This is a genomic window from Jannaschia halovivens (assembly GCF_046452375.1).
GTDB lineage: Bacteria > Pseudomonadota > Alphaproteobacteria > Rhodobacterales > Rhodobacteraceae > Jannaschia > Jannaschia halovivens.
This window is the reverse complement of sequence record NZ_JBKFDJ010000001.1, coordinates 833,014-855,738: the sequence shown is the minus strand read 5'-3', so window position 1 is coordinate 855,738 and position 22,725 is coordinate 833,014. Positions and strand designations below refer to the sequence as shown.

Here is a 22,725-nt window from a genome sequence, read left to right as displayed (position 1 = left end):
ATGTAGAGGAGGAGGGCGGATGCGCGTTTCAGTCATCATCCCCACGAGGGACCGGGCAGAATATCTGCCGCATGCGCTGGCCACGGCGCTCGCCATTCCCGACGGCGAAATCGAGATCCTCGTCAGCGACAATGCGTCGACCGACGCCACGCCGGACATCATCGCCGCACAGACCGACTCGCGATTTCGCGCGATCGCGACCGGGCGCCGCGTCTCGATGCGCCAGAACTTCGAATTCGCCCTCGAGGAAGCACGCGGCGACTACGTGATCGTCTTCGGCGACGATGACGGCATCCTCCCCGCGCAATTCGCGAACCTTCTGTCGATCCTCGAACGGGACGCGCCGGATGGGCTGAGCTGGGACTATCCGGTCTATGGCTGGCCGGCACTCGGGCGGGGCGCGAAGGCGGGCAGCTTTCGGTTGGTGCGGGGACGGACCTTCGGCGGGCCCGAGCCACTCGACCTGGGGGACCGCCGGACGATGCTCGCGCGTGGCCAGCTGCACCGCTTCCATCCCGCGCCGGGCATCTACCATGCCTGCATGTCCCGGCGCTTCCTGCGCGAGACGCTGGCCGCCCCCGATGGAACGATGATCCTCGCCCGCAGCCCGGACACCTGGGTGTCGATGCGGGCGATCCAGCATGGCGGACGGTTCCTCCATTGTCGCCATCCGTTCTCGCTCAACGGGTTCGGAACGCGCAGCACGGGCACCAGCTTCGGGGCCCGCGGCCGCGCGGAGGGCAGCCACGATGCCTCGGCCAATGCGGCCTTCGTTGCCGAAAGCCAGGCCGATCCGGTCGAGGACGTCATACCGCTAGCCGGTTCGGTCCCGCTGGGGTTTCTCAGCACGCTCGAGACACTACGCCTCCATTTCCCGGACGAGGATGTTCGGATCGCGCATGTCGATTGGTATCGCACGGTCATCAACGATTTGCGCAAGAAGGACCCAGACACGGCGGAAGAGGTGATGGCCGTCATGACCGCCCACGCACAGGCGACCGGCACCGATGCCGCACTCGACATGGCCAGGGCGCGGCCGAGAAGCTGGCTCGTGCAGGCGCGCGCGCTCTGGCACAAGAATGCCGACAAGCTCGCCAGCATCCGGGTCGACGGTGCGGCGGACGGCGTCAACACCATCGCGACGGCGGTCGCCGCACTGGACCGGGCGCTGGGAGCGGATTACCGCGCGGTCCTTTCCGGTGACCTTGCACGCGGCGCGGCATGGACGAACACGCGACGGCGCAACGAAGCACCGATACGGACCGGCGCAGGCGAGACAAAACAGGAAGGCCAGACATGACACATCCCGACGACAGGCAGGCGTTCCTCGACAACAGGGCGGCGAAGTCCCGTGCCCTCGGCGCGGACGAGGCGCTGTTCCGGCGCTCGACGGAGTTCGTCTACGCGCTCGACAAGCACGACTACTCCTACCTCTGGACCTGGATGGGCGTGCCGATCATCCAGCTGCCCGCCGACGTCATCGCCACGCAGGAAGTGATCTGGCAGACGAAGCCCGACATCATTATCGAGACCGGTGTCGCGCGGGGCGGGTCGGTCCTGTTCATGGCCTCGATCCTCGAAGTGCTCGGCACGGGGCAAGTGATCGGCGTCGATATCGACATCCGCGCCCATAATCGCGAGTCGATCGAGGCGCATCCGATGGCCAAACGTGTGACGCTGATCGAGGGCGGATCGGCCGATGACGACGTGCTTGCGAAGGTCCGTGCCGAAATCCCCGAGGGCGCGCGCGTGATGGTCGTCCTCGACAGCGATCACAGCCGCGATCACGTCCTGGCCGAGTGCCGGGCCTACGGGCCGCTGGTCACCAAAGGATGCTTCCTCGTGGTCGCCGACACGCTCGTCGGACATATCGAGGCCGAGGATGCCCCCGCAAACCGCTCCAAGCACTGGTCCAAGGGGAACGAGCCACTGGCCGCGCTCAACGACTACCTCGCCGAAACGGACCGGTTCGAGCCCGACGCCGAACTCAACGGCAAGCTCGTGCTGTCGTCCTCGCCGGGCGGGTATCTTCGCTGCATCGCGGGGCCGGACGCATCGTGAAGGTCGGCTTCCTGCTCTCGGCGGGCGGGGCGGCGTTCGCGCGTGCGGCAGAGCTGTCCGGTTGGCCGGCCCCCCGCTTCTTCGTGCTCACCGATCGGGCCTGCGGTGCAGAGGACAAGGCGGATGCACTGGGTATTGGGCGCGCACGGATCGACGGCGCATCACGCGCCGCGCTCTCCGAGGCGGCGGCAGAGCGGTTCCGCGATGAGGGCTGCGACGTCGTGGTGCTGCACTACGCGCGGCTGGTGGGTCCCGAACTCTTCGACCGGATGCCGGTCGTCAACGTCCATCCCGCCCTCCTGCCGGCCTTTCCCGGCCTCGACGGCGTCGGCGACGCGGCGCGGGCGGGCACGCGGATCCAGGGAGCCACGCTGCACGTCGTCGATGCGGGTATGGATACGGGTCCGATCCTCGCGCAGACGGCTGCGGCGGTTCCCCGACGCGCGGACGCGGCGTGGCGCGAGGCTCTGGCCTATCGACAGAAGGTCGTCGTGACGCTCGCGCTTCTCGACTGGTGCGACGCGGGGCTCGTCGATCCGACGCGGCTTGGACGGGCGGCGTTCGATCTCGACCGTGCCCCCGAAGGCGACACGCTGTGCACGCCGGGCTTTTGCGATGAGGCGCATGCCCGCGCCGCCTCGCGCCTTCTAGCCGATCTGCCCCGGCTCCCGGCGTGACCCGCGTCGTGATCTCCCAGCCGATGTATTTCCCGTGGCCGGGGTTCGTGGCGCAGATGTCCTTGGCGGATGTGATGATCTGGCTCGACGATGCGATCTTTTCGAAGGGCAGTTTCACCAACCGGATCCAGGTCAAGACGCCGACGGGTCGAACATGGATGTCGGTGCCGCTGGTCGGGAAAGGCCGGGGCGTGGCGATCCGCGACCTCGAGGCAAGCGACCCGGAAGTCCGGGACGCCCACCGCGCGCTCGTGGCGAACACCTGGCGTCGCGCGCTCCATGGCGCCGATGCGCTGGCGACGTTCATGCTTGCGTGGCAGCGGGACGCCCCGCTGGTCGAGACCCTCATCGCAAGTGCCGAAGCGGTTGCGACCGAGATCGGGCTGCCGGCACGGGTCACCCGTCGGAGCAGCGGGATGGGGATTGGCGGCGCCGGATCGGATCGGGTGCTGGCGCTCGTTCAGGCGGCGGGCGGGACCGAATACATCACGGGACATGGGGCGCGTGACTATCTCGATCATGCGGCCTTCGAAGCAGCCGGCATCGCCGTCCGCTACATGGACTACGCGGTCCGTCCCTGGCCGCAGGACCATGGGGCGTTCACACCCTACGTGACGGCGCTCGACCTGATCGCGCATGTCCCCGCCGTCGACCGGGCGGCGCATCTGGCGCCCCGGACCGTAGACTGGCAAACGTTTCTTGGTGAACCCTGAGGAGGCCCTGATGAGCGATCAATTCCAGACGGACGGCTACTGCATCCGCCGCGGGTTCTACGACGTCGCCTCCGAGATCGAGCCGATCCGGCAGGGCATCCGCCGGATCGTCGAGCTGATCGCAGCGCAGAACGGGATCGACGCCGATTGCGCCACGCCCGAGGCCGCGATGACCGACGGCATCATGGCGATCGCGCGGGCCGATCGGGCGTTGGCGGGTCGGGTCTACGATGCGGTCAAGCAGATCCCGGCTTTCATGCAACTCGTGGCCCTTGAGAAGAACGACGCGCTGTTTCGAGACCTTCGGCCCGGCGCCAACCCGGGCATCGCGGCGGGCGGGTACGGCATCCGGATCGACTTCCCCTCCGAGGACAAGTTCAAGACCTTCTGGCATCAGGAATTCCCCGCCCAGCTTCGCAGCGTCGACGGGGTCGTCTACTGGAGCCCGCTTCTGTCCGTCACCGCCGATCTGGGTCCGGTCGAACTCTGCCCCGGCTCGCATGCCGAAGGGATCATCCCGGTCGAGCGGGATGACGGGGGCGTGGGTAAGACAGGTGCCTATTCGCTGCGTCTGGCCCGCGAAGCCGAACGCGTCGCGGCCTATGACAAGGTCGCGCCCCTGACCGAACCCGGAGACCTGATTGCCATGGATTTCCTGACCCTTCACCAATCGGGCGTGAACCGCGCGTCGCACCCACGCTGGTCGATGCAGTTCCGCTGGTTCAACTTCGACGACCCCATTGGCCGCCGGATCGCATGGGCCGGGTCCTTTGCGGCAGGCGTCGATTTCGAGGCGATCCTGCCGGAGCTGGTGGCATGAGCGCGCCGTCCTGCCGGGTCTGCGCGGCTTCGCTCGGCGCGGCGGACTTCGACGATCCGGGCCCTTCGCTGACCTCGATCCGAACCGTTCTCGACCTGCCGACGCGCGTGTGGCTCTGCGAAAACTGCGGCCACGCCCAAAGCCCCGATCTGCCGGAGCTGACGGATTTCTACGACACGCAGTACCGCATTTCGCTCGATATCGACGGGCATGACCAGCTCTACGAGAACGCGGCGGGCGAGCAGGTGTTTCGCACGGCCTACCAGGCCGAACTTGTCGCCGGACTGGACATTCCCGACGGGGCCAAGGTGCTGGATTTCGGCGCGGGCAAGGCCACGACCCTGCAACGGCTGATGGCCGAGCGGTCCGATCTTCGGCCGCATGTCTTCGATGTCAGCCGCGATTACACCGAGCATTGGGCCGGCTGGGTACCCGAGGACCAGCAGGCGACCTATGCCTTGCCCGACGGTTGGACGGACCGCTTCGATCTGATCACGGCGCATTTCGTCCTCGAGCACGTGCCGGATCCGGTGGCAATCCTGCGCGAGCTGTCCCGCTGCCTCGCACCCGGCGGACGCCTGTTCCTATCGGTCCCCGATTGCGGTTCGAACACGGGCGACCTTCTGGTGGTCGATCACCTGAACCACTTCACCGCCGCCAGCCTGACCCGAGCCTTCACCGAAGCCGGCTTGCGGATCGACAGCCTCGACCAGGCGAGCTTCGCGGGTGCGTTCATCGTCGTGGCCACCGGCGGGACGCCCGGCACGGTGCCGGCACGCGAGACAGGGGCGCTGCGCACGGTTCTCGGCGACTGGACCGCGATCCTGCACCGGCTCCGCACCGAAGCGCCGGCCGAACCGGTGGCGATCTACGGCGCCGGGTTCTACGGCACGCTCATCGCCACGCGGATCGCGGGCGGTCCGCGCTGCTTCCTGGACCGAAACCCCTATCTGCAAGGCCACGACCACATGGGAGCGCCCGTCCTGACCCCCGAGGATTGCCCGGCCGACATCGCCTCGATCGTGGTCGGCCTGAACCCGGCCCGCGCCCGCACGATCCTCGCCGATACGAGTGCCTGGCGGCCCGAGGGCGCGCGGCTGATCTGGCTGGACGGCTAGGCCAGAAGCCCTTCGATCACGGCACAGACGCGGTCGATCTCTTCGGCGGTCATGTCGTGATAGCTGGGCAGGTTGATGGCCCGCGCGCAGATGTCCCGCGCCACCCTGTTGTCGGGAACCGGTGTGAACATCGGCTGCTCGGATAGCGGCCAGAAGAACACGCGCGCGTCGATCCGGACCTTCGCGAAGGCCGCCTGAAGCCGCTCGCGCGTGAGGCCCGTCTCGGGCGCGAACACGACCGTTGGCATCCAGGCGCCGTTGACGACGTGATCGGGCTCGGGGTTCATCGCGACACCGGCAAGATGGCCGAGCCGGCCCTTGTAGGTGGTGAGGATTTCGCGCTTCCGCCGGGTCAGGTCGTCGATCCGTTCCAGCTGCGCACAGCCGATCGCCGCCTGCACGTTGGACATCTTGAACTTGTAGCCGATCACATCGGCCCAGAACTGACGCGTCTGCGCTGGATCCCGCCCGTGGTTCGCCAGCGTGCCCACGCGCGCGTAGAGCTCCGGGTCCGAGGTCAAAAACATGCCGCCCTCGCCGGTGGTCAGCGTCTTCGTGCCGTGGAACGAGAAGGTCGAGAACCGGCCCATGCTCCCGGCCGCGCGTCCGCGATACTGCGCGCCGATCGCCTCGGCGGCATCCTCGATGACGGGGATGTCGTGCTTATCTCCGAGCGCCAGAAGCGCGTCCATGTCGCAGAGGTTGCCGTAGAGATGCGTGGCGACGATGGCGCGTGTGCGCGGCGTCACGGCGGCGGCAGCGCGTTCGGGATCGATGCACCAGGTATCCGGGCGGATATCGACGAAGATCGGCGTCGCCCCGAGATGGGCGATCGGAGCGGCCGTCGCGATCCAGTTCGTATCGGCAAGGATGACCTCGTCGCCCGGTCCGATTCCGAGCGCCGCAAGCCCCATCTGCATTGCGCCGGTACAACTGGACGTCGCGATTGCGTGGGCGGCCCCGATATGCGCGGCGAACCCCTGTTCGAACCGCGCGATATAAGCGTAGCAATCCGCCCCCCAGCCGGTCCGGGTGGCATGGGTCGCGAATTCGACCTCGAGCTCGGTGATCGACGGCTTCGTGTAGGCGATGGGCGGGGGCTGCACGGGCATGTCTCCGATATCGTTCGGCGGGGTCGGGATGCCGCGTCCCCCGCGTGGCGCGGGTCGATCGACACATCGTCGCCGGATGTCTGGCAGAAGCGGTGGGATTCGAACCCACGAGACGCTTTCACGCCTGCCGGTTTTCAAGACCGGTGCCTTCGACCGCTCGGCCACGCTTCCAATGGGCCTGGGCTACACGCAGGGGCGCGCGGGGGAAAGTGTCATGAGATCGTCATATGGTCCCGCTAGCGGCGGGCGCGCGGGCAGAGCAGGGGATGTCGCATGCGGGTGATGCTGAACGGGCTGGGTCGGATCGGGAAGCTCGTGCTGCGCGAGCTGATCGACCGGCCGCAGGGGATCGAGGTCGTGGCGCTGAACGACGCGTCGGACGACCCCGAGCAGCACGCGCTCCTCATGGAATTCGACAGCGTCCACGGCCGCTGGGCCACGCCCGTCCGCGCGGAGGGCGATGCGCTGGTGATGGGCGACCGCAGGCTGCCGCTGACGGCGCATCGCCGCCCCGAGGCGCTGGATCTCGACGGGGTCGACATGGTCCTCGACTGCACGGGCGCCTTCAAGACGGGTGCTGCGCTCGCCGCCTATCTCGACCGGGTGCGCCACGTCGTGGTCTCGGCACCGGTCAAGGACGGCGACGCGCTGAACCTCGTCTACGGCGTCAATCACCACCGCTGGGATGGCAGCCAGCGCATCGTGACGGCGGCGTCCTGCACGACCAACTGCCTCGCCCCCGTGGTGCAGGTGCTGCGCGACAGCTTCGGCCTTCGCCATGGCAGCTTCACGACGATCCACGACGTCACAAACACCCAGACCATCGTCGACCGGCCGCACAAGGACCCGCGCCGGGCCCGGTCGGCCCTGATGAACCTGATCCCGACGACCACCGGGTCGGCCAAGGCCATCATGCAGATCTTCCCCGAACTCGAAGGTCGGCTGACGGGCCATGCCGTGCGCGTCCCGCTCCTGAATGCGTCGCTGACCGATTGCGCGTTTGAGATGGCGCGGGAGGTGACCGTCGACGAGGTCCACGCCGCCTTCCGCGCCGCCGAAGCCGGGCCGATGGCAGGCATCCTCGGGGTCGAGGACCGGCCGCTCGTCTCGTCCGACTTCCTAGACGATCGGCGGTCGGCGATCGTCGACGCCCTGTCGACTCGCGTCGTGCAGGGCACGCATCTGAAGCTCTATGTCTGGTACGACAACGAATTCGGCTATGCCGTCCGCATGGCCGATATCGCCCGGATGATCGCCGCGTGACCTCGCTGCGCGCCTATGCGGCCGTCACGGCGGCGTATTGGGCGTTCATGCTGACCGACGGCGCGCTGCGGATGCTGGTGCTGCTGCATTTCCACGGCCTCGGCTTCTCTCCGCTGCAACTCGCGTGGCTCTTCCTGCTCTACGAACTCGCGGGCGTGGTCACCAACCTGACGGCGGGCTGGCTCGCGGCGCGCTACGGGCTGGCCTCGACCCTGATCGCGGGATTGGCACTCCAGATCGCGGCGCTCGCGGCATTGACGCAGCTCGACCCGGCCTGGAGCGTCGCGGCCTCGGTCGTCTTCGTGATGCTGGTGCAGGGGGCGTCGGGGGTGGCCAAGGACCTCGCCAAGACGGCCAGCAAGTCGGCGGTCAAGCTGTTGGCCCCTGAAGGCGGGCTCTTTCGCTGGGTCGCGGTACTGACCGGGTCGAAGAACGCGATCAAGGGGCTCGGCTTCTTCGTCGGCGCCGCGCTTCTGGCGACGGTCGGCTTCGGCCCTGCGCTCTGGCTAATGGCGGCCGGGCTCGCCGCGATCCTCGTCGCCGTGGTCCTCGCCCTGCCGCGGGACATGTCGGCGCGGGACGCAACGGCGCGCTTCACGCAGGTCTTCAGCCGCGATCCCAGGATCAACCGGCTCGCGGCGGCGCGGCTCTTTCTCTTTGCCGCGCGGGACGTCTGGTTCGTCGTCGCCCTCCCGATCTGGCTGGCCGCGACGCTGGCCCAGACGCTCGATCCGCGCACCGCCTTCTTCGTGACCGGCGGCTTCATGGCGACATGGATCATCGGCTATGGGGGCGTGCAGGCGCTCGCCCCGCGCGTCGTGCGCGGCGGGACGCCGTCGGACGCGCTGGCCTGGGTCGCCGCGCTCGCCGTGATCCCCGCCGTACTGGCCGCGACCAACGCCGCCGCCCCAGACGCCACGTGGATCGTCATGGCGGGCCTTCTGGTCTTCGGCGTGGTCTTCGCGATCAACTCGTCGCTCCATTCCTTCCTCATCCTCGACTTCGCGCGGGCCGAGCGCGTGACCATGGATGTCGGCTTCTACTACATGGCGAATGCGGGCGGACGGCTTCTGGGCACGCTCCTCTCGGGGCTGACCTATCAATGGGGCGGCCTGCCGATGGCGCTGGCCGCCTCGGCCGGGCTCCTGATCCTCGCGGCGGTGGCTACGCGCACCATCCCCGCGCCGGCCTGAACCTCACGGCAAGGTGCCTTGCACGCGGGCGGGATTTCGCGGCACCAATGCCCATGCTCGACGCCCGTGCCCGCCGCCTGATCGATCCGCCGCTGAACCGGCTCGGCCATGCCTTGGCGGCACGGGGCGCGACGGCGAACGGCGTCACCCTCGCGGGGCTGGGGCTGGGGCTACTGGCGGCGCTGACCATCGCGCTCGGCTCACCCGGTTGGGCGCTCCTGCCGCTTCTGGCGTCGCGGCTGGCCGACGGGCTCGACGGCGCGGTCGCGCGGGCGACGCGCAAGACCGATTTCGGCGGCTATCTCGATATCTGGGCCGATTTCCTGTTCTACGGCGCCGTGCCCTTCGCCTTCGCCGTGATGGACCCGGCCAACGCGCTCCCGGCGGCGTTCCTTCTGCTGACCTTCTACGTCAACGGCACCTCGTTCCTCGGGCTCGCCGCGATGGCCGCCAAGCGCGATATCTCGACCGAGGCGCAGGGCCAGAAGTCGCTCTATTATTCGGCCGGACTGCTCGAGGGGACCGAGACGATCGTCTTCTTCGTCCTTCTCTGCCTTCTCCCTCAACACTTCGCGCCGCTGGCCTGGGCCTTCGGAGTGCTGTGCCTCTTCACCGCCACGGCGCGCGTCCTCAATGCGCGCCATCTCCTGCCTGACTGAAAGACCCTCTCCATGCGCCTTCTGACCGCTGCCCTGACGCTCGCCGCCCTGCCGGCCTTCGCCGATCCCGATCCCGCCGACTGGGACGCCGTGACCGCCGCGGCCAAGGGCCAGACGGTCTATTGGCACGCCTGGGGCGGCTCGACGACCACGAACGACTTCATCGCCTGGATCGGGGACCGGGCCGCCGAACAAGGCGTGACGCTGGAACACGTCAAGCTCGCCGACACCGGCGATGCCGTCGGCGCGGTCCTGACCGAACGGCAGGCGGGGCGCGACGAGGGCGGCTCGGTCGATCTCATCTGGATCAACGGCGCCAACTTCGCCGCCATGAAGGAGCAGGACCTCCTTTTCGGGCCCTGGGCCGAGGATCTGCCCAACTGGTCGCTCGTCGATGTCGAGGCCAAGACCGTCACCGTCGACTTCACCATCCCAACCGAAGGTTACGAGAGTCCCTGGGCCATGGCGCAGGTCGTCTTCATCCACGACACCGCCCGCCTTCCCGATGCCCCGGACAGTGCGCAGGAGATCCTGAACTTCGCCACCCAGAATCCCGGCCGCTTTACCTTCCCGCAGCCGCCCGACTTCCTCGGGACGACCTTTCTCAAGCAGATGCTGATCGACCTCGTGGCGGATCCGGCGTTGCTGCAGGCCCCGGTGGGCGACGATTACGACGCGGTCACGGCCAGCTTCTGGGCCTTCATGGATGCGCTGACGCCGGTCCTTTGGCGCGAAGGGCGCGCCTATCCCCAGACCGGGCCACGCCAGCTCCAGCTGATGAACGATGGCGAGATCGATCTCGCCATCAGCTTCTCGCCGGGCGAGGCGTCGACCGCGATCGCCAACTTCCAGCTGCCGGACACGGTGCGCACGGCGGTGCTGCGCAAGGGCACGCTCGGCAATGCGAGCTTCCTCGCCATCCCCTACAACTCCTCGGCCAAGGAGGGCGCGATGGTCGTCGCGAACATTGTCCTGTCGCCCGCCGCACAGCTTCGCGCGCAGGATCCGAGCATCCTCGGCTACGGCACGGTCCTCGACATGGGCAAACTCTCCGAGGCCGACCGCGCGGCCTTCGACGCGCTCGATATCGGCCCCGCGACGCTCTCGCCGGCCGAGCTCGGCCCCGCCCAGCCCGAGCCGCACCCGAGCTGGGCCGACCGTCTAAGCGCTGATTGGGTCGCCCGCTACGGCGTCGCACAGTAGCGGCCGCGCGCCGGTCCGCGCCGCCATGCTGCGCCCGCTTCCCCTCCTAACGGTTCTCGTGCTCGCGGGGCCGGTCCTTCTGGGCGTGGCGGGCACCGTCCTTCCCGCGCTGGGCTACGGGCCGACGGGGCAGGGGCCTTCGGCGGGTCCGCTGATGGCGGTGCTGAACTGGCCGGGTCTGCCGCGCGCGCTGGCCGTCAGCGCGTCGTCTGGCCTCCTCTCGACCATCGGGGCGCTCGCCATCGCGTCGCTGATCCTCGCGGGCTGGCACGGGACGCCCGCCTTCGCATGGCTCGAACGGCTTCTTTCGCCGCTCCTCGCCGTGCCCCACGCCGCCGCCGCCCTCGGGCTCGCGTTCCTTGTGGCGCCCTCGGGCTGGCTGATGCGGCTGGTCGCCATCCCCCTCGGATGGGAGGTGCCGCCGGACCTTCTGATCCTCCAGGACCGCTGGGGCCTGTCGCTGACGGCGGGCCTCGTCGCGAAGGAGCTTCCGTTTCTCCTCCTGATGATGTTGGCCGCACAGACCCAGATCCCCGCCGCACGCCTGCGGATCGCGCGGGCGCTGGGGCAGGGGCGCGTCGCGGGCTGGTTCAAGGCGGTTTTTCCCGGTCTCTATGCGCAGGTCCGCCTGCCGGTCCTTGTGGTGCTGGTCTATGCCATGACCAACGTGGACGTGGCGGTCATCCTTGGGCCGAACACGCCGCCGACCCTGTCGGTACAGGTCACGCGCTGGATGCTGGACCCGGATCTGGCGCTTCGGGCCACCGCGGCCGCCGGCGCGCTGGTGCAGTTCGGCGCCACGCTCGCCGCCCTCGCGCTCTGGCTGGGGCTGGAGCGGGTGGTCGCCGCCCTCGGGCGGCGTTGGATCTGGTCGGGCCGGGGCCTGCCCGAGGCGCCCGCGCGCGCGGCCGGCTTCGCGCTGGGCACATTCTCGGCCCTCGCCGTTCTCGGTGGCCTTGGGGCGCTCGCACTCTGGTCCGTCGCGGCGGCATGGCGCTTTCCCGATCTTGCGCCGGACGCCCTGACGGCGCGGAGCTGGATGCGCTTCGGTCCCGAGATGGCCGCGACGGCGGGCACCACGATCTGGATCGCGCTCGCCGCCACCGCCGCCTCGCTCATCCTCGTTATCGGCTGTCTCGAGGCCGAACACCGCTTCGGCCTCACCCCCGATCAGCGCGCGATCTGGCTCCTCTACCTGCCGCTTCTCATTCCGCAGGTCGCCTTCCTGCCGGGGCTCCAGGTCCTTGCGGCTCGGCTCGGTCAGCCCCCGATCGCGACTGTCCTTGCGGCCCATATCGTCTTCGTCATCCCTTACGTCTTTCTCAGCCTGTCGGGCCCCTTCCGCGCCTGGGACACGCGGCTCGCGCGTGTCGCGGGCGGGCTTGGCGCCTCGCGCGACCGCGTTCTCTGGCACATCCGGATACCGATGCTGCTGGCCCCCGTCCTGACCGCCGCCGCGGTGGGCATCGCGGTCAGCGTCGGGCAATACCTGCCGACGCTCCTCCTCGGCGGCGGCCGTGTCTCGACCCTCGCGACCGAGGCCGTGGCCCTCGCGGCGGGCGGCGACCGCCGCGCCATCGGCGTCTGGGGCCTCGGCCAGAGCCTCGCGGCACTCGCACCCTTCGCGCTGGCGCTCGCGGTGCCCGCGCTCGTCTTCCGCAACAGGCGAGGGATGCGCGATGCCTGACGGGCTGATCCTCGACGACGTCCGGATCGCCCGCGCCGGTCGCCCGCTTCTGGCGATCGACGCCGCCGTTCCGCCGGGCGAAGTCCTGACTGTCATGGGGCCGTCGGGCGTCGGCAAGTCGACGCTTCTGGCATTCGTGATGGGCGACCTGCGTGCGCCGTTCACCGCGACGGGGCGCGCCATTCTCGACGGGCGCGACCTCGGCGATCTGCCGCCCGAACGTCGGCATGTCGGCCTTCTTTACCAGGATCCGCTGCTCTTTCCCCATCTCGACGTGGCCGCGAACCTCGCCTTCGGCCTGCCGCGCGGCGGGGGCCGAAGTACGCGGCGCGAGACCGTCGCCGCCGCGCTGGCCGAGATCGGGCTCGAGGGCTACGGCCCCCGCGATCCCGCCACGCTTTCCGGGGGGCAGGCGGCGCGCGTGGCCTTGATGCGGGTGCTTCTGTCGCGGCCAGCAGCACTCCTTCTCGACGAACCCTTCGGCAAGCTCGATGCCGATCTCAGGGCCCGCACCCGTGCGCTCGTGTTCGACCGGGCGCGCGCCGCCGGTGTCCCGATCCTCATGGTGACCCATGATGCCGCCGATGCCGAAACGGCGGGCGGCGCGGTCGTTACGCTGGGCTGAGCCCCGTCAGCGGCGGCGGCGTCGGCCCTCAGTTGCGGCGTTGAAGCTGACTTCCGGCAGCGTCACCTCGGACATCAGGTTGGGGAATGGGTCGGTTGCATGTGGGATCGCGTTGGCATTGACGAAATGCTCCTGGAAGCGCGGTGCGACGGCGGTCTCGATCTTCTCGATCCGACGGACCAGATCCTCGACATGCGCGCGCGCGGCCCGGTTGCACAGGGCCATGCGCGCGCCGTGCCCTGCCGCGTTCCCGGCGCTCGTCACGTGGTCCAGCGCCGCATCTGGAATCATCCCCAGCACCATCGCGTGCTTGGGCGAGATATGCGCGCCGAACGCCCCCGCCAGCGTCACCCGTTCGACACTGTCGATCTCGGCCACGTCCATCAGGAGCCGCGCGCCGGCGTAGAGCGCCGATTTCGCAAGCTGGATCGCGCGGATGTCGCCCTGCGTCACCGCGATCCGCCGGTCTTCGCCCTCCCAGAGGAGGTAGGCATGCGTCCGCCCTTCGGGGATGGCGCGGGCCGTGCCGGTCTGTTCGGCCGAGCCGATCAGGCCCTTTGCATCGACCAGCCCGGCCATCCGCATCTCGGCCACCGCCTCGATGATGCCCGAGCCGCAGATGCCCGTGATCTCGGTGCCCTCGAAGGCCGGATCGTCGGACCAGAGCTCGCTCCCGATGACGCGGAACCGGGGTTCCTTCGTCGCCGGATCGATCTCGACCCGTTCGATGGCGCCTGGCGCCGCGCGCTGCCCTGCCGAGATTTGCGCCCCCTCGAAGGCGGGGCCCGTGGGCGAGGAGCAGGCCAGGATGCGGTCGCGATTACCCAGAATCAGCTCGGCATTGGTGCCGACATCGACGATCAGCGTCATCGCCTCCGCTTCATCAGGCGCTTGCGCCAGCGCCACCGCCGCCGCATCCGCACCGACATGACCCGCAATGCAGGGCAGGATATAGGCCCGCGCGCCCGCTCCGATCGACGCAAGCCCGACCTCGGACGCGGCCAGCCGCAGCGCGTCGGAGGTGGCGAGCGCGAAGGGCGCTTGCCCCAGTTCGACCGGATCGACGCCGATCAGGAGGTGATGCATGACCGGATTGCAGACGATCACCGCCTCGAGCACGTCGCCCGCTGCTACGCCCGCCTCGGCAACCAGTTCGAGCGCCAGCGCATCCAGCGCCGCCCGCACGGCCCACGTCATCTCGACATCGCCACCGGTGTTCATCATCGCATAGCTGACCCGACTCATCAGGTCCTCGCCAAAGCGGATCTGCGGGTTCATGACGCCGCCCGACGCCAGCACACGCCCGTCGCCGAGGTCGCAGAGATGGGCCGCAATGGTCGTCGAGCCGAGGTCGATCGCGAGGCCCAGCGGGGCTACGGTGCGCAGGCCCGGCCAGATTGCGGTGACGCTTTCGCTGTCGTGATCGACGGCGACGGTGACCTGCCACTCGCCCTTGCGCAGCGCCGTCTGGAGCCCGCGCAGAAAGGAAAGGGGGATATCGAGACCGTCGAGATCCCATTGCGTCCGCAGCGCCGTGCGCAACCGCTCGAGATCGCCGGAGGGCGCGTCCATGTCCGGCTCCTCGACGGTCACGAAATGGAGGCGCGTGGCCGGATCCATGGTGATCGGATGATCGGACGCGGCCTTGCGGACCACCTGTCGGTGAACCTGGCTTTCGGCGGGCACGTCGATCACGGCGTCGCCCTGGATCTTGGCTTGGCACCCGAGACGGCGTCCGGGCTTCAGACCGCGTTTCTCGTCGTAGCGCCGTTCGACCGCGTTGAACTCCGAGAGTGCGTCAGGACCGACCGTCAGGCCCAACTTCGGGAAGGCGCCGGTGCCGGGCTGGACCTGGCATTTGGAGCAGATGCCGCGACCGCCGCAGACGCTGTCGAGGTCGACGCTGAGCTGGCGGGCGGCCGTCAGGACGGGCGTTCCGGCGGCAAAGCTGCCGCGTTTGCCCGACGGCATGAAGACGACGCTGTGGAGCTTCACGCCGCTGCCCCGTGTCCGAGATTGTTCGTACGAACAATCTTCGCGATTGTTCGTACGAACAATCGCTTCAGCAAACGACGCGGAGGCTGCCGCGATGACAGATCACCACGAACTGCCCGCCGGTTTCCAGAATGTGAAAGCCGCGCCGACGCACCTCGGCCACGAAGGCCGCGCGCCCCACTTCCCGTTCGACCCAGGCCGTCGACCGTCGCACCACGCCCCCCGACTGCGCGGATCGGGACCCGAAGAGCTTGGCCAGCCACGGCGCGGCTGTCGTGGCGGGAAAGGCGGGGCGAGGCGGGGGAATCGCAGGTCGCATGTTCATGGCGGAACGATGCCCCGCCGGGCGTGAATATCGGGTAATCGCCGAACATCAGGCCCGACGACGCCCACCCCGGCGCCCGCCGGTCCGTGCGCCCGCCGACTGGGCGGCCCGCGCCGCTTCGGGGAAGCTCGCGCCCTCGCGCACCGCGTCGAGCACCCGCGTGAAGCCGATCCAGGTGCCCCCGTTCGGGTCGTGGTTCATCAGCATGTTGGCCGCGTTGATGGCCTCCATCTCCTGCGCGCGAACGGGGTTCATGATGGCGCTCGTCATGCCAGCACCGATCGCCATCGGCAGGAAGGCCGCGTTGATACCATGCCGGTTGGGCAGCCCGAAGCTGATGTTGGACGCACCGCAGGTCGTGTTCACACCCAGCTCCTCGCGCAGGCGTCGGACAAGCGTGAAGACTTGGTGCCCGGCGGTGGCCATCGCGCCGATGGGCATCACCAGCGGATCGACCACGATATCATGGGCGGGAATCCCGAAATCCGCGGCCCGCTCGACGATCTTCTTGGCCACGGCGAAGCGGATGTCGGGGTCTTCGGAAATGCCCGTGTCATCATTCGAGATGGCCACGACGGGCACGTTGTATTTCTTGACCAGCGGCAGCACGATCTCCAGCCGCTCTTCCTCGCCGGTGACCGAGTTCAGGAGCGGGCGCCCCTCGGCGGCGGCCAGCCCGTTCTCGAGCGCGCCGGGCACCGAGCTGTCGATGCAGAGCGGGACGTCGACCAGCGCCTGCACCCGCTCGACCAGCGCCTTCATCAGCGTCGGCTCGACGAAGTTGTTGTCGGCGTAGCGCGGATCCTCGGCCATCTTGTTGGTGAAGACCGCGCCCGAATTGACGTCGAGCACCATCGCGCCGCAGGCAACCTGTTCCAGCGCATCGCGCTCGACGGTCGAGAAATCGTCCAGCTCCAGCTCGGCGGCCAGCTTCTTGCGGCCCGTCGGGTTGATCCGCTCGCCGATCACGCAGAACGGCTCGTCGAAGCCGATCGTGACGGTTTTCGTCTTCGATTCCAGAACCGTACGGGTCATTCTTCATCCTTTGCATGAACCCGCAGCCAATCGGCGGAGGTCTTGATCCCGCCCAGCGGGAAGATATGGACCGCTTCGATATTGAAGTCGGGATGGGCGGCCTTGTGCCGGGCGAGATCGGTCAGGATCTCGGTCGGCTCGAACGGCAAGAGGAGCTTGGTCACGTCCGCCGCGCGGCGTTGCAGGACGCGCAGGCTGGGGCCCACGCCGCAGGCGATGGCGAACTTGATCAGCGTCTGAAGCTTCGCGGGCCCGGCGACGCCGATATGCACCGGCAGGTCGACCCCGGCGGCGCGGATCGCGTCGGCCCAGGCGATGACGGGCGCGGCCTCGAAGCAGAACTGCGTGGCGATGGCCATCTTCGCGTCCGTGCGCTCGGCGAAGGCGGTCTTCCAGTGCAGCGCCTCGGACACGTTCGCGTCGCTGCCATCGGGGTCGATGTCGCGGTTGCCCTCGGGGTGCCCCGCGACATGAAGACGCTCGAACCCGTCGAAGGCGCCGGAGCCTAGAAGCTGCATCGAAGTCTCGTAGTCGCCCGCGGCTTCGGCCACGCCGCCGGCTAGGATCAGGCCCTGGCGCACGTCCGCCTCGCCGCGATAGCGGGCGATCCAGTCGTCCAGCGTTGCGCGATCGGCGATGATGCGGGCCGGGAAATGGGGCATCGGCTCCATGCCCTCGGCGCGCAGGCGCGCGGCGGTCGCGACCATGTCCGCGATCGGCGTGCCGTCGATATGGGCAATGTAGACGCGAGTGCCGCGCGGCAGGATCGCGGCGAAATCGTCGATCTTATCGGCGGTGCGGGGCATCACCTCGAGGGAACTGCCGCCGAGGAATTCGGCCAGCACCGGGTCGGCGGTGGCGGGCGCGGGCGCGGGCTTGCGGAAGCCGAGGATCGCCATCAGGCCGCCTCGGTGCCGCCGGCCAGTGCCGCGGCCTTCAGGCGCTCGGGGCTCCAATCGGCCTCCAGCTCGGCGGCGCGCGCGGCGGCGATCTCGGCATCGGCGCCGTCGACCTCGCCCTCGGGCACCTTACGCCAATCGGCGAGGTAGGCGTCGGTCTCGGACGCGCCGGAGCGCATCGCGGCGCGGTCGATGGCCTGCTCGAACCGCTCGCTCAACTGCACCTTCGCCGCCCTGCGGCCGCTTCCGGCGATGACCTGGGCGGGGATGTCCCGCCAATAGACGACAGTGATCTGCGGCATCGGGCCCTCCCTCGGGTTTTGCCCACTCATAGCGGCGGGGGGCGGGGCGTGCGGCCCCAATTCGACCTGCATGCGCCCGATGGCGACACGCGCCTCCGACCTAGCCCCGCGGGCGGGCGCGGGCCAGCCGCGCGGGGCATCGAATCCCTCATGTCGGACATGAAGGATGCTTGCGCGATGGCCCGCGGCCCCCCTATGGTCGGGGCAACCAGACATGCGGAGGCGGCGATGCCACCGGACGACCCGGCCGACCGGCCCGGTCCCCTGTCGAACGACGACCGCATCCCCGCGGCGCCGTCGCGCAAGGGGCCCGCGCCCGTCGCGCCACCGAGAGACAGGACCCGCCCCGATTCGGCGGAGCTCTACGCGGCGCTCGATCTCGGCACGAATTCGTGCCGGATGCTGATCGCGCAGCCCAAGGGCAACCAGCTCCATGTCGTGGACAGCTTCTCGAAATCGGTCCAGCTCGGCAACGGGCTCGAGCAGTCGGGCCGCCTGTCGCGCGCCTCGATGGCGCGCACCATCGGGGCGCTCAAGATCTGCCGCCGGAAGCTCGAGACCCATGACGTGACGCGGATGCGCTTGGTCGCGACCGAGGCCTGCCGCCGCGCGACCAACGCCTCGGAATTCATCCGCCTCGTCGAGCGCGAGACCGACCTGCCGCTCGAGATCATCGAGCCCGAAGAGGAGGCGCGCCTCGCCGTCGTGTCCTGTGCGCCATTGGTGTCGGCCAAGGCCGAACAGCTTCTGGTGGTCGATATCGGCGGCGGGTCCACCGAACTCGTCTGGATCGACCTGACCCGCGTGCCGCGCCACGACCGGGCGCGGGCGATCATGCGGCTCCATGCCGGGTTCCAGGGCGCGGCCGACGATCCGTTCCCGCGCGCCAAGGTGGTGGACTGGATCTCGATCCCGTTGGGTGTGGCGACGTTGAAGGACCAGTTCCGCGACGTGACCGATGACGCCGCGCGCTTTGCTCTGATGTCGTGGCATTTCGAGGAATGCCTGGCCGAGTTCTCGCCCTATGCCGACGCCGCGGGCGACAGCGATCCGGGCTTCCAGATCATCGGCACAAGCGGGACGGTCACGACCGTCGCGGCGACGCACCTGAACCTGCGTCGTTACGACCGCAACAAGGTCGATGGCCTGCGCATGACCACCGACCAGATCGACCGTGTGATCCGCAGCTACCTCGCACTTGGCCCCGACGGGCGGCGCAACGATCCCCGCATCGGCCGCGACCGTCACGCCCTGATCATGTCGGGCGCCGCGATCCTGCAGGCGCTGTTGCGCGTCTGGCCGACGGACCGGCTCTCGGTCGCGGACCGCGGCCTGCGGGAAGGGCTGCTCTATGCGCAGATGTCGAAGGATGGCGTGCTGGACGACGGACCGTTCTGATCGGGGCGGGCCTTCCCACGGCCGCCCGAAGGGCCTAATTGCCCCCCATGGCACAGACACCCAAGAACACCTCCGGTCGCGGACGCCGCGACCTGACCGTGAAGGTCAAGACCGCGCGGGGCCGCAAGCTCAGCTCGAAGCTCTGGCTCGAACGACAGCTCAACGACCCGTATGTCCAGCGGGCGCGGGCCGAGGGGTATCGCGGACGCGCGGCCTTCAAGATCATGGAGCTGGATGACAAGTACGGCTTCCTCGTCCCCGGTGCCCGCGTCGTCGACCTGGGCTGCGCGCCGGGCGGCTGGCTGCAAGTGGCGGTGCCGCGCATCAACGCGCTGGGCGAGACGGCGAAGAAGCCGCAGGGCCGCATCATCGGCCTCGACCTGCAGGAGATCGACCCCGTGCCGGGCGCCGAGATCCACGTGCTCGACTTCCTCGCGGACGGGGCCGACGCGCAGGTCAAGGCGTGGCTGGGCGGCAAGGCGGACGTAGTGATGTCGGACATGGCCGCCGCGTCTTCGGGGCACAAGCAGACCGATCACCTGCGGATCATGGCGCTCTGCGAAGCGGCGGCGGAGCTGGCCTTCGACGTGCTCGCCCCGGGCGGAACCTTCGTCGCCAAGGTGCTGGCGGGCGGGGCCGAAGGGGATCTCCAAAAGCAGCTCAAGGTCGCCTTCGAGAAGGTGGCGAACGTCAAGCCGGGCGCGTCCCGGTCGGATTCGTCGGAGAAGTTCGTTGTGGCGCAGGGGTTCCGCGGCCGCCCGGGTTGAGAGCGCCGGGGGACGCCCCCCGGACCCCCGGCGACGAGCGGCGCGCGCCGGGGTAGCGGGTCGAATGCGGATCCCGGACGCCTGCATATTTATGGAACATCGAAGGCCGGTCAGTCCGCGTCGCGACTGCTCTCGTTGCCGCGGATGCGCTTCTGGCGAAGCTCGTCGATGGCGAAATCCTCGGCACCCGTCGCGGGCCTGTCGTATTTCGTCCGTCCGCCTTGGGGCTGCGGCTCGGCCGCGCTCTCGCTGAAGGGATTGGCCTTGTCGGGGCCGGGGGCGTCGTCGCCTTTTGGTAGCGGCTGCTGGCCCGGGGCCTTGTCGGAACGGTCGGTCATGGTCGCGTCTCCTGTGGTCGGGGAGCCAACGTCCTGGCCCCCCGCCGGGTTCACGCGCCCATCAGGATCGCCCCCGCCACCGCGAGGATGCAGAGCCAGCCCGCCACGAAGATCAGCGGCCGGGCGGGCATCCGGGCCACGCCTGTTATCATCCCCACGGCGTGGAGGAGGCGCAGGCCGAAGAAGAGCCCCGTCGCCCAGATTGTGACGGTGTTCGCCACCCCCGCCGCATGGGCGATGAGGACCAGCGCCAGCATCGGCAGGAACTGCTCGATCAGGTTGAGATGGGCGCGGAAGGCGCGCCGGACCCAGGGACGTTGCAGGTTCGGGTCCATCGGCGTGACGAACGGGTCCGTTCCCTCGGGCCAGGTGTTCGGGCCCGCCGTGTTGACGCCGACGATGTAGGGCACCCAGAGCGAGCCGGCGAGGATCGCGGTCCAGGTCATCCACCAGAGTTCCGGGGTCATCAGCCTTCTCCTCCGAAGCGTGCGGTCTTGCCGGTTTCGAGCCAGGTCTTGAGGCCCGCGACCAGACGTTCCCAGCCGTCGGCATAGCCCTCGCCGCCCTCGGGGATGTCGTAATGCTCGAGCGTCAGGCGGCAGTGCTCGCCCTCGGGGTCGATGATCCAGACGAAGCGCGACACCGGGATGCCGGGCTGCCATCGGGGCTCGAACGTGCTCTCGATGCGTGTCTTGGGCGTCAGCTCCGTCTCGCGGCAGACAAGCATGTCGGACCCGTCGGGCAGCTTGTAGACGATGGCGTCGCCGTCCCGGTCGGCCTCGGGCGTGAACGGATGATAGGCGGCGGCCGCGTCCGCATCGGTCAGTGCGGACCAGAGCGCGTCCTGGGTCGTGCGGATGAACGTCCGCATCACGTAGTCGGGTTTGGTCATGGTAGTGTCCTTTCAGGTCAGCCGGGATCGGTCGCCGGTCCGGGGATCGGATCGACGGGCGGGGCGCAGGTTGCGGGGGCGGGGAGTCAGGGCTCGAAGGCCAGGGCCTCCCCGGTTTCGAGCCAGGTCTTCAGCCCGGAGAGCGTGCGGGCCCAGCCATCGGCGACCCGGGCGCGGTCGGCGGGGGCGAGGTCCCAATGTTCGATGGTCAGCGCGCAGATCGCGCCCTCGGGAGTGATGCGTGCCACATAGCGCGAGGCGGCGTGCCCCTCGGGGGCGAGCGTGGCTTCGATCCGCGACATCGGCTCGAGCCGGGCGGTGTCGGGCAGACCCGCATCGCGCCCCGATGGCGTAAGCGACGCATAGGACGTGACCTGCGCGGGCTCGGTCAGTGCGGCCCAGAGATCGGTCTGGGCGCAGCGGATATAGGTGGTGAAAGTGAGGTCGGGCGCGGGGCTCGCGGCTTCGAGCCGGGCCTTGAGGTCGAGGACGCCGCGCGCCGCCGGGGCCACGCGGAAGGGCTCGATCCAGCGGGTCAGCGCCTCGGCCACCGGGATCGCGTTGAGATAGTGATGCGTGAACCGGCCGCGCCGGATGCGCGTGACGAGCCCCGCATCTTCCAGCACGCCCAGATGCTTGGCCACCCCGAAGCGCGAGAGCGGCGAGGCGGCCTCGAGCTGCGACAGGGTCTGGCCGTCCTCGACCCGAAGCGCGTCGAGAAGATCGCGGCGGGACGGGTCGGCGAGGGCTTTGAAGAGCGAATCCATGGAAGGTTATTAGGAGACCGATGGGTCACCTGTCAAGACATGTGAGTAAACGGTCACATGTGGACCGGCGCGGCGCATCCTCCTATATCGAAGCGAAGCAGGAGGGGCCGCCGATGCAGACAATCACCCGACATGGCCACAGGCTGGCCTATCACGCGACCGAGGGGCGGGGGCCGGGCCTCGTGTTCCTCGGGGGCTTTAAATCGGACATGAACGGCACCAAGGCCATCGCGCTGGAGAACTGGGCACGTGCCAATGGCCGCGCGTTCCTGCGGCTTGACTATTCCGGCCACGGCCAGTCGGGCGGAAGCTTCGAGGCGGGCTCCATCGGCGACTGGCTGGAGGATGCCCGTGCCGTGATCGCGCATGCGACCACGGGGCCCCAGATCCTCGTGGGGTCGTCCATGGGGGGGTGGATCGCGCTCACGATCGCGCGCGACGACCCGGATCGCGTGGCCGGCCTCGTGACGATCGCGGCGGCACCTGATTTCACCGAGGACGGCTTCTGGGCCGGGTTCACCGAGACCGAGCGCGTCCAGCTCTTCGAGACGGGCCGCGTCGCCGTGCCCTCGGACTATGGCGACCCCTACATCATCACGCGCCACCTGATCGAGGAGGGGCGCTCGCGCCTCGTGCTGCGTGATCCGCTACCGCTTCCGATGCCGGTCCGCTTCCTGCAGGGCACCGCGGATGCGGACGTGTCGGTGGAGACGGCCATCCGGCTGCTGGAACATGCCGACGGGCCGGACATGCGCCTGACCCTCGTCGATGGGGCCGACCATCGCTTCTCGACCGACGATCTCTTGCGGCTGGTCGAGGCTTCGGTCGAGGAGGTCACGGCCCGCGGACGCCACGTCGCGACTTGACGCAAGGTCC

Annotated in this window: 25 protein-coding genes and 1 tRNA gene; 15 read left to right on the top strand and 11 right to left on the bottom strand. The window is 69.1% G+C overall.

All coding sequences use genetic code 11. The features are described 5' to 3' along the window. Nucleotides 1-19: 19 nt before the first annotated feature. From ACK8OR_RS04260 to ACK8OR_RS04235, 6 genes are read left to right on the top strand one after another with little or no spacing between them, the layout of a single operon-like run. The gene (locus ACK8OR_RS04260) at nucleotides 20-1,300 is read left to right on the top strand and encodes a glycosyltransferase family 2 protein (protein ID WP_410188202.1); all 1,281 of its coding nucleotides are present in this window, start codon (nucleotides 20-22) and stop codon (nucleotides 1,298-1,300) included. Next, nucleotides 1,297-2,061: a cephalosporin hydroxylase family protein gene (locus tag ACK8OR_RS04255; protein ID WP_410188201.1), complete on the top strand. Its 765-nt coding sequence runs from the start codon at nucleotides 1,297-1,299 to the stop codon at nucleotides 2,059-2,061. The genes ACK8OR_RS04260 and ACK8OR_RS04255 overlap by 4 nt, the downstream gene beginning before the upstream one ends. Continuing rightward, the gene (gene purN, locus ACK8OR_RS04250) at nucleotides 2,058-2,738 is read left to right on the top strand and encodes a phosphoribosylglycinamide formyltransferase (protein ID WP_410188200.1); all 681 of its coding nucleotides are present in this window, start codon (nucleotides 2,058-2,060) and stop codon (nucleotides 2,736-2,738) included. Before ACK8OR_RS04255 ends, purN begins: the two co-directional genes overlap by 4 nt. Beyond that, complete coding sequence (locus ACK8OR_RS04245) at nucleotides 2,735-3,451, top strand: WbqC family protein (RefSeq protein ID WP_410188199.1); 717 nt, start codon at nucleotides 2,735-2,737, stop codon at nucleotides 3,449-3,451. Before purN ends, ACK8OR_RS04245 begins: the two co-directional genes overlap by 4 nt. Nucleotides 3,452-3,461: 10 nt before the next feature. Further along, nucleotides 3,462-4,271, top strand: coding sequence for a phytanoyl-CoA dioxygenase family protein (locus ACK8OR_RS04240; protein ID WP_410188198.1), 810 nt, complete (start codon nucleotides 3,462-3,464; stop codon nucleotides 4,269-4,271). Continuing rightward, the gene (locus tag ACK8OR_RS04235) at nucleotides 4,268-5,389 is read left to right on the top strand and encodes a class I SAM-dependent methyltransferase (protein ID WP_410188197.1); all 1,122 of its coding nucleotides are present in this window, start codon (nucleotides 4,268-4,270) and stop codon (nucleotides 5,387-5,389) included. Before ACK8OR_RS04240 ends, ACK8OR_RS04235 begins: the two co-directional genes overlap by 4 nt. On the opposite strand, the gene ACK8OR_RS04230 is transcribed toward ACK8OR_RS04235, so the two are convergent. Together ACK8OR_RS04230 and ACK8OR_RS04225 are read right to left on the bottom strand one after the other, a co-directional pair. Then, entirely contained in the window at nucleotides 5,386-6,501 is a 1,116-nt protein-coding gene (locus ACK8OR_RS04230; protein ID WP_410188196.1) for a DegT/DnrJ/EryC1/StrS family aminotransferase, read from the bottom strand. The genes ACK8OR_RS04235 and ACK8OR_RS04230 overlap by 4 nt on opposite strands. An 81-nt stretch (nucleotides 6,502-6,582) precedes the next feature. Beyond that, nucleotides 6,583-6,672 (bottom strand) — tRNA-Ser (locus ACK8OR_RS04225). A gap of 102 nt (nucleotides 6,673-6,774) precedes the next feature. Here ACK8OR_RS04225 and ACK8OR_RS04220 point away from each other — a divergent pair. The 6 genes from ACK8OR_RS04220 to ACK8OR_RS04195 are packed head-to-tail and all read left to right on the top strand — an operon-like array spanning nucleotide 6,775 to nucleotide 13,131. Then, nucleotides 6,775-7,764, top strand: coding sequence for an ArsJ-associated glyceraldehyde-3-phosphate dehydrogenase (locus ACK8OR_RS04220; protein ID WP_410188195.1), 990 nt, complete (start codon nucleotides 6,775-6,777; stop codon nucleotides 7,762-7,764). Further along, nucleotides 7,761-8,957 (top strand): organoarsenical effux MFS transporter ArsJ, encoded by a 1,197-nt coding sequence (gene arsJ / locus ACK8OR_RS04215; RefSeq protein WP_410188194.1) that lies wholly within the window; start codon nucleotides 7,761-7,763, stop codon nucleotides 8,955-8,957. The genes ACK8OR_RS04220 and arsJ overlap by 4 nt, the downstream gene beginning before the upstream one ends. 53 nt (nucleotides 8,958-9,010) lie before the next feature. Then, on the top strand, nucleotides 9,011-9,616 hold the full coding sequence (locus ACK8OR_RS04210; protein WP_410189862.1) for a CDP-alcohol phosphatidyltransferase family protein: 606 nt from the start codon (nucleotides 9,011-9,013) through the stop codon (nucleotides 9,614-9,616). A 12-nt stretch (nucleotides 9,617-9,628) separates the two neighbouring features. Further along, nucleotides 9,629-10,819 carry an ABC transporter substrate-binding protein gene (locus ACK8OR_RS04205; RefSeq protein ID WP_410188193.1) on the top strand — a complete coding sequence of 397 codons (1,191 nt, stop codon included), beginning with the start codon at nucleotides 9,629-9,631 and terminating at the stop codon, nucleotides 10,817-10,819. A gap of 25 nt (nucleotides 10,820-10,844) precedes the next feature. Beyond that, a complete protein-coding gene (locus tag ACK8OR_RS04200) occupies nucleotides 10,845-12,506 on the top strand; it encodes an ABC transporter permease (protein WP_410188192.1) in 1,662 nt (553 codons plus the stop codon). Continuing rightward, a complete protein-coding gene (locus ACK8OR_RS04195; protein ID WP_410188191.1) occupies nucleotides 12,499-13,131 on the top strand; it encodes an ATP-binding cassette domain-containing protein in 633 nt (210 codons plus the stop codon). The genes ACK8OR_RS04200 and ACK8OR_RS04195 overlap by 8 nt, the downstream gene beginning before the upstream one ends. 6 nt (nucleotides 13,132-13,137) lie before the next feature. Here ACK8OR_RS04195 and ACK8OR_RS04190 read toward each other — a convergent pair whose 3' ends face one another. The 5 genes from ACK8OR_RS04190 to ACK8OR_RS04170 all read right to left on the bottom strand — a co-directional run bounded on the left by ACK8OR_RS04190 (nucleotide 13,138) and on the right by ACK8OR_RS04170 (nucleotide 17,687). Further along, a complete protein-coding gene (locus ACK8OR_RS04190) occupies nucleotides 13,138-15,102 on the bottom strand; it encodes an ASKHA domain-containing protein (protein ID WP_410189861.1) in 1,965 nt (654 codons plus the stop codon). A 91-nt stretch (nucleotides 15,103-15,193) separates the two neighbouring features. After that, a complete protein-coding gene (locus tag ACK8OR_RS04185; protein ID WP_410188190.1) occupies nucleotides 15,194-15,340 on the bottom strand; it encodes a hypothetical protein in 147 nt (48 codons plus the stop codon). Nucleotides 15,341-15,499: 159 nt separating this feature from the next. Further along, nucleotides 15,500-16,486: a methyltetrahydrofolate cobalamin methyltransferase gene (locus tag ACK8OR_RS04180; RefSeq protein WP_410188189.1), complete on the bottom strand. Its 987-nt coding sequence runs from the start codon at nucleotides 16,484-16,486 to the stop codon at nucleotides 15,500-15,502. Continuing rightward, nucleotides 16,483-17,385, bottom strand: coding sequence for a methylenetetrahydrofolate reductase (locus tag ACK8OR_RS04175; protein ID WP_410188188.1), 903 nt, complete (start codon nucleotides 17,383-17,385; stop codon nucleotides 16,483-16,485). Before ACK8OR_RS04175 ends, ACK8OR_RS04180 begins: the two co-directional genes overlap by 4 nt. Next, nucleotides 17,385-17,687 carry a virulence factor gene (locus tag ACK8OR_RS04170; RefSeq protein WP_410188187.1) on the bottom strand — a complete coding sequence of 101 codons (303 nt, stop codon included), beginning with the start codon at nucleotides 17,685-17,687 and terminating at the stop codon, nucleotides 17,385-17,387. The genes ACK8OR_RS04175 and ACK8OR_RS04170 overlap by 1 nt, the downstream gene beginning before the upstream one ends. Before the next feature lie 228 nt (nucleotides 17,688-17,915). Between ACK8OR_RS04170 and ACK8OR_RS04165 the strand changes: the two genes are divergently transcribed. Continuing rightward, the gene (locus tag ACK8OR_RS04165; RefSeq protein ID WP_410188186.1) at nucleotides 17,916-19,085 is read left to right on the top strand and encodes a Ppx/GppA phosphatase family protein; all 1,170 of its coding nucleotides are present in this window, start codon (nucleotides 17,916-17,918) and stop codon (nucleotides 19,083-19,085) included. Between the two features lie 47 nt (nucleotides 19,086-19,132). Then, the gene (locus tag ACK8OR_RS04160) at nucleotides 19,133-19,852 is read left to right on the top strand and encodes an RlmE family RNA methyltransferase (protein ID WP_410188185.1); all 720 of its coding nucleotides are present in this window, start codon (nucleotides 19,133-19,135) and stop codon (nucleotides 19,850-19,852) included. A gap of 110 nt (nucleotides 19,853-19,962) precedes the next feature. Here the strand turns inward: ACK8OR_RS04160 and ACK8OR_RS04155 are convergent, their stop codons facing one another. From ACK8OR_RS04155 to ACK8OR_RS04140, 4 genes are all read right to left on the bottom strand, one after another. Continuing rightward, nucleotides 19,963-20,190, bottom strand: a complete 228-nt coding sequence (locus ACK8OR_RS04155) for a hypothetical protein (RefSeq protein WP_410188184.1) — start codon at nucleotides 20,188-20,190, stop codon at nucleotides 19,963-19,965. Nucleotides 20,191-20,240: 50 nt separating this feature from the next. Next, on the bottom strand, nucleotides 20,241-20,657 hold the full coding sequence (locus tag ACK8OR_RS04150; RefSeq protein WP_410188183.1) for an MAPEG family protein: 417 nt from the start codon (nucleotides 20,655-20,657) through the stop codon (nucleotides 20,241-20,243). Next, nucleotides 20,657-21,082: an SRPBCC domain-containing protein gene (locus ACK8OR_RS04145; RefSeq protein WP_410188182.1), complete on the bottom strand. Its 426-nt coding sequence runs from the start codon at nucleotides 21,080-21,082 to the stop codon at nucleotides 20,657-20,659. The genes ACK8OR_RS04150 and ACK8OR_RS04145 overlap by 1 nt, the downstream gene beginning before the upstream one ends. Before the next feature lie 86 nt (nucleotides 21,083-21,168). Beyond that, nucleotides 21,169-21,849, bottom strand: a complete 681-nt coding sequence (locus tag ACK8OR_RS04140) for an ArsR/SmtB family transcription factor (RefSeq protein WP_410188181.1) — start codon at nucleotides 21,847-21,849, stop codon at nucleotides 21,169-21,171. 113 nt (nucleotides 21,850-21,962) lie between these two features. Here ACK8OR_RS04140 and ACK8OR_RS04135 point away from each other — a divergent pair, with 113 nt between their 5' ends. Next, nucleotides 21,963-22,715: an alpha/beta fold hydrolase gene (locus tag ACK8OR_RS04135; RefSeq protein ID WP_410188180.1), complete on the top strand. Its 753-nt coding sequence runs from the start codon at nucleotides 21,963-21,965 to the stop codon at nucleotides 22,713-22,715. Nucleotides 22,716-22,725: the final 10 nt, after the last annotated feature.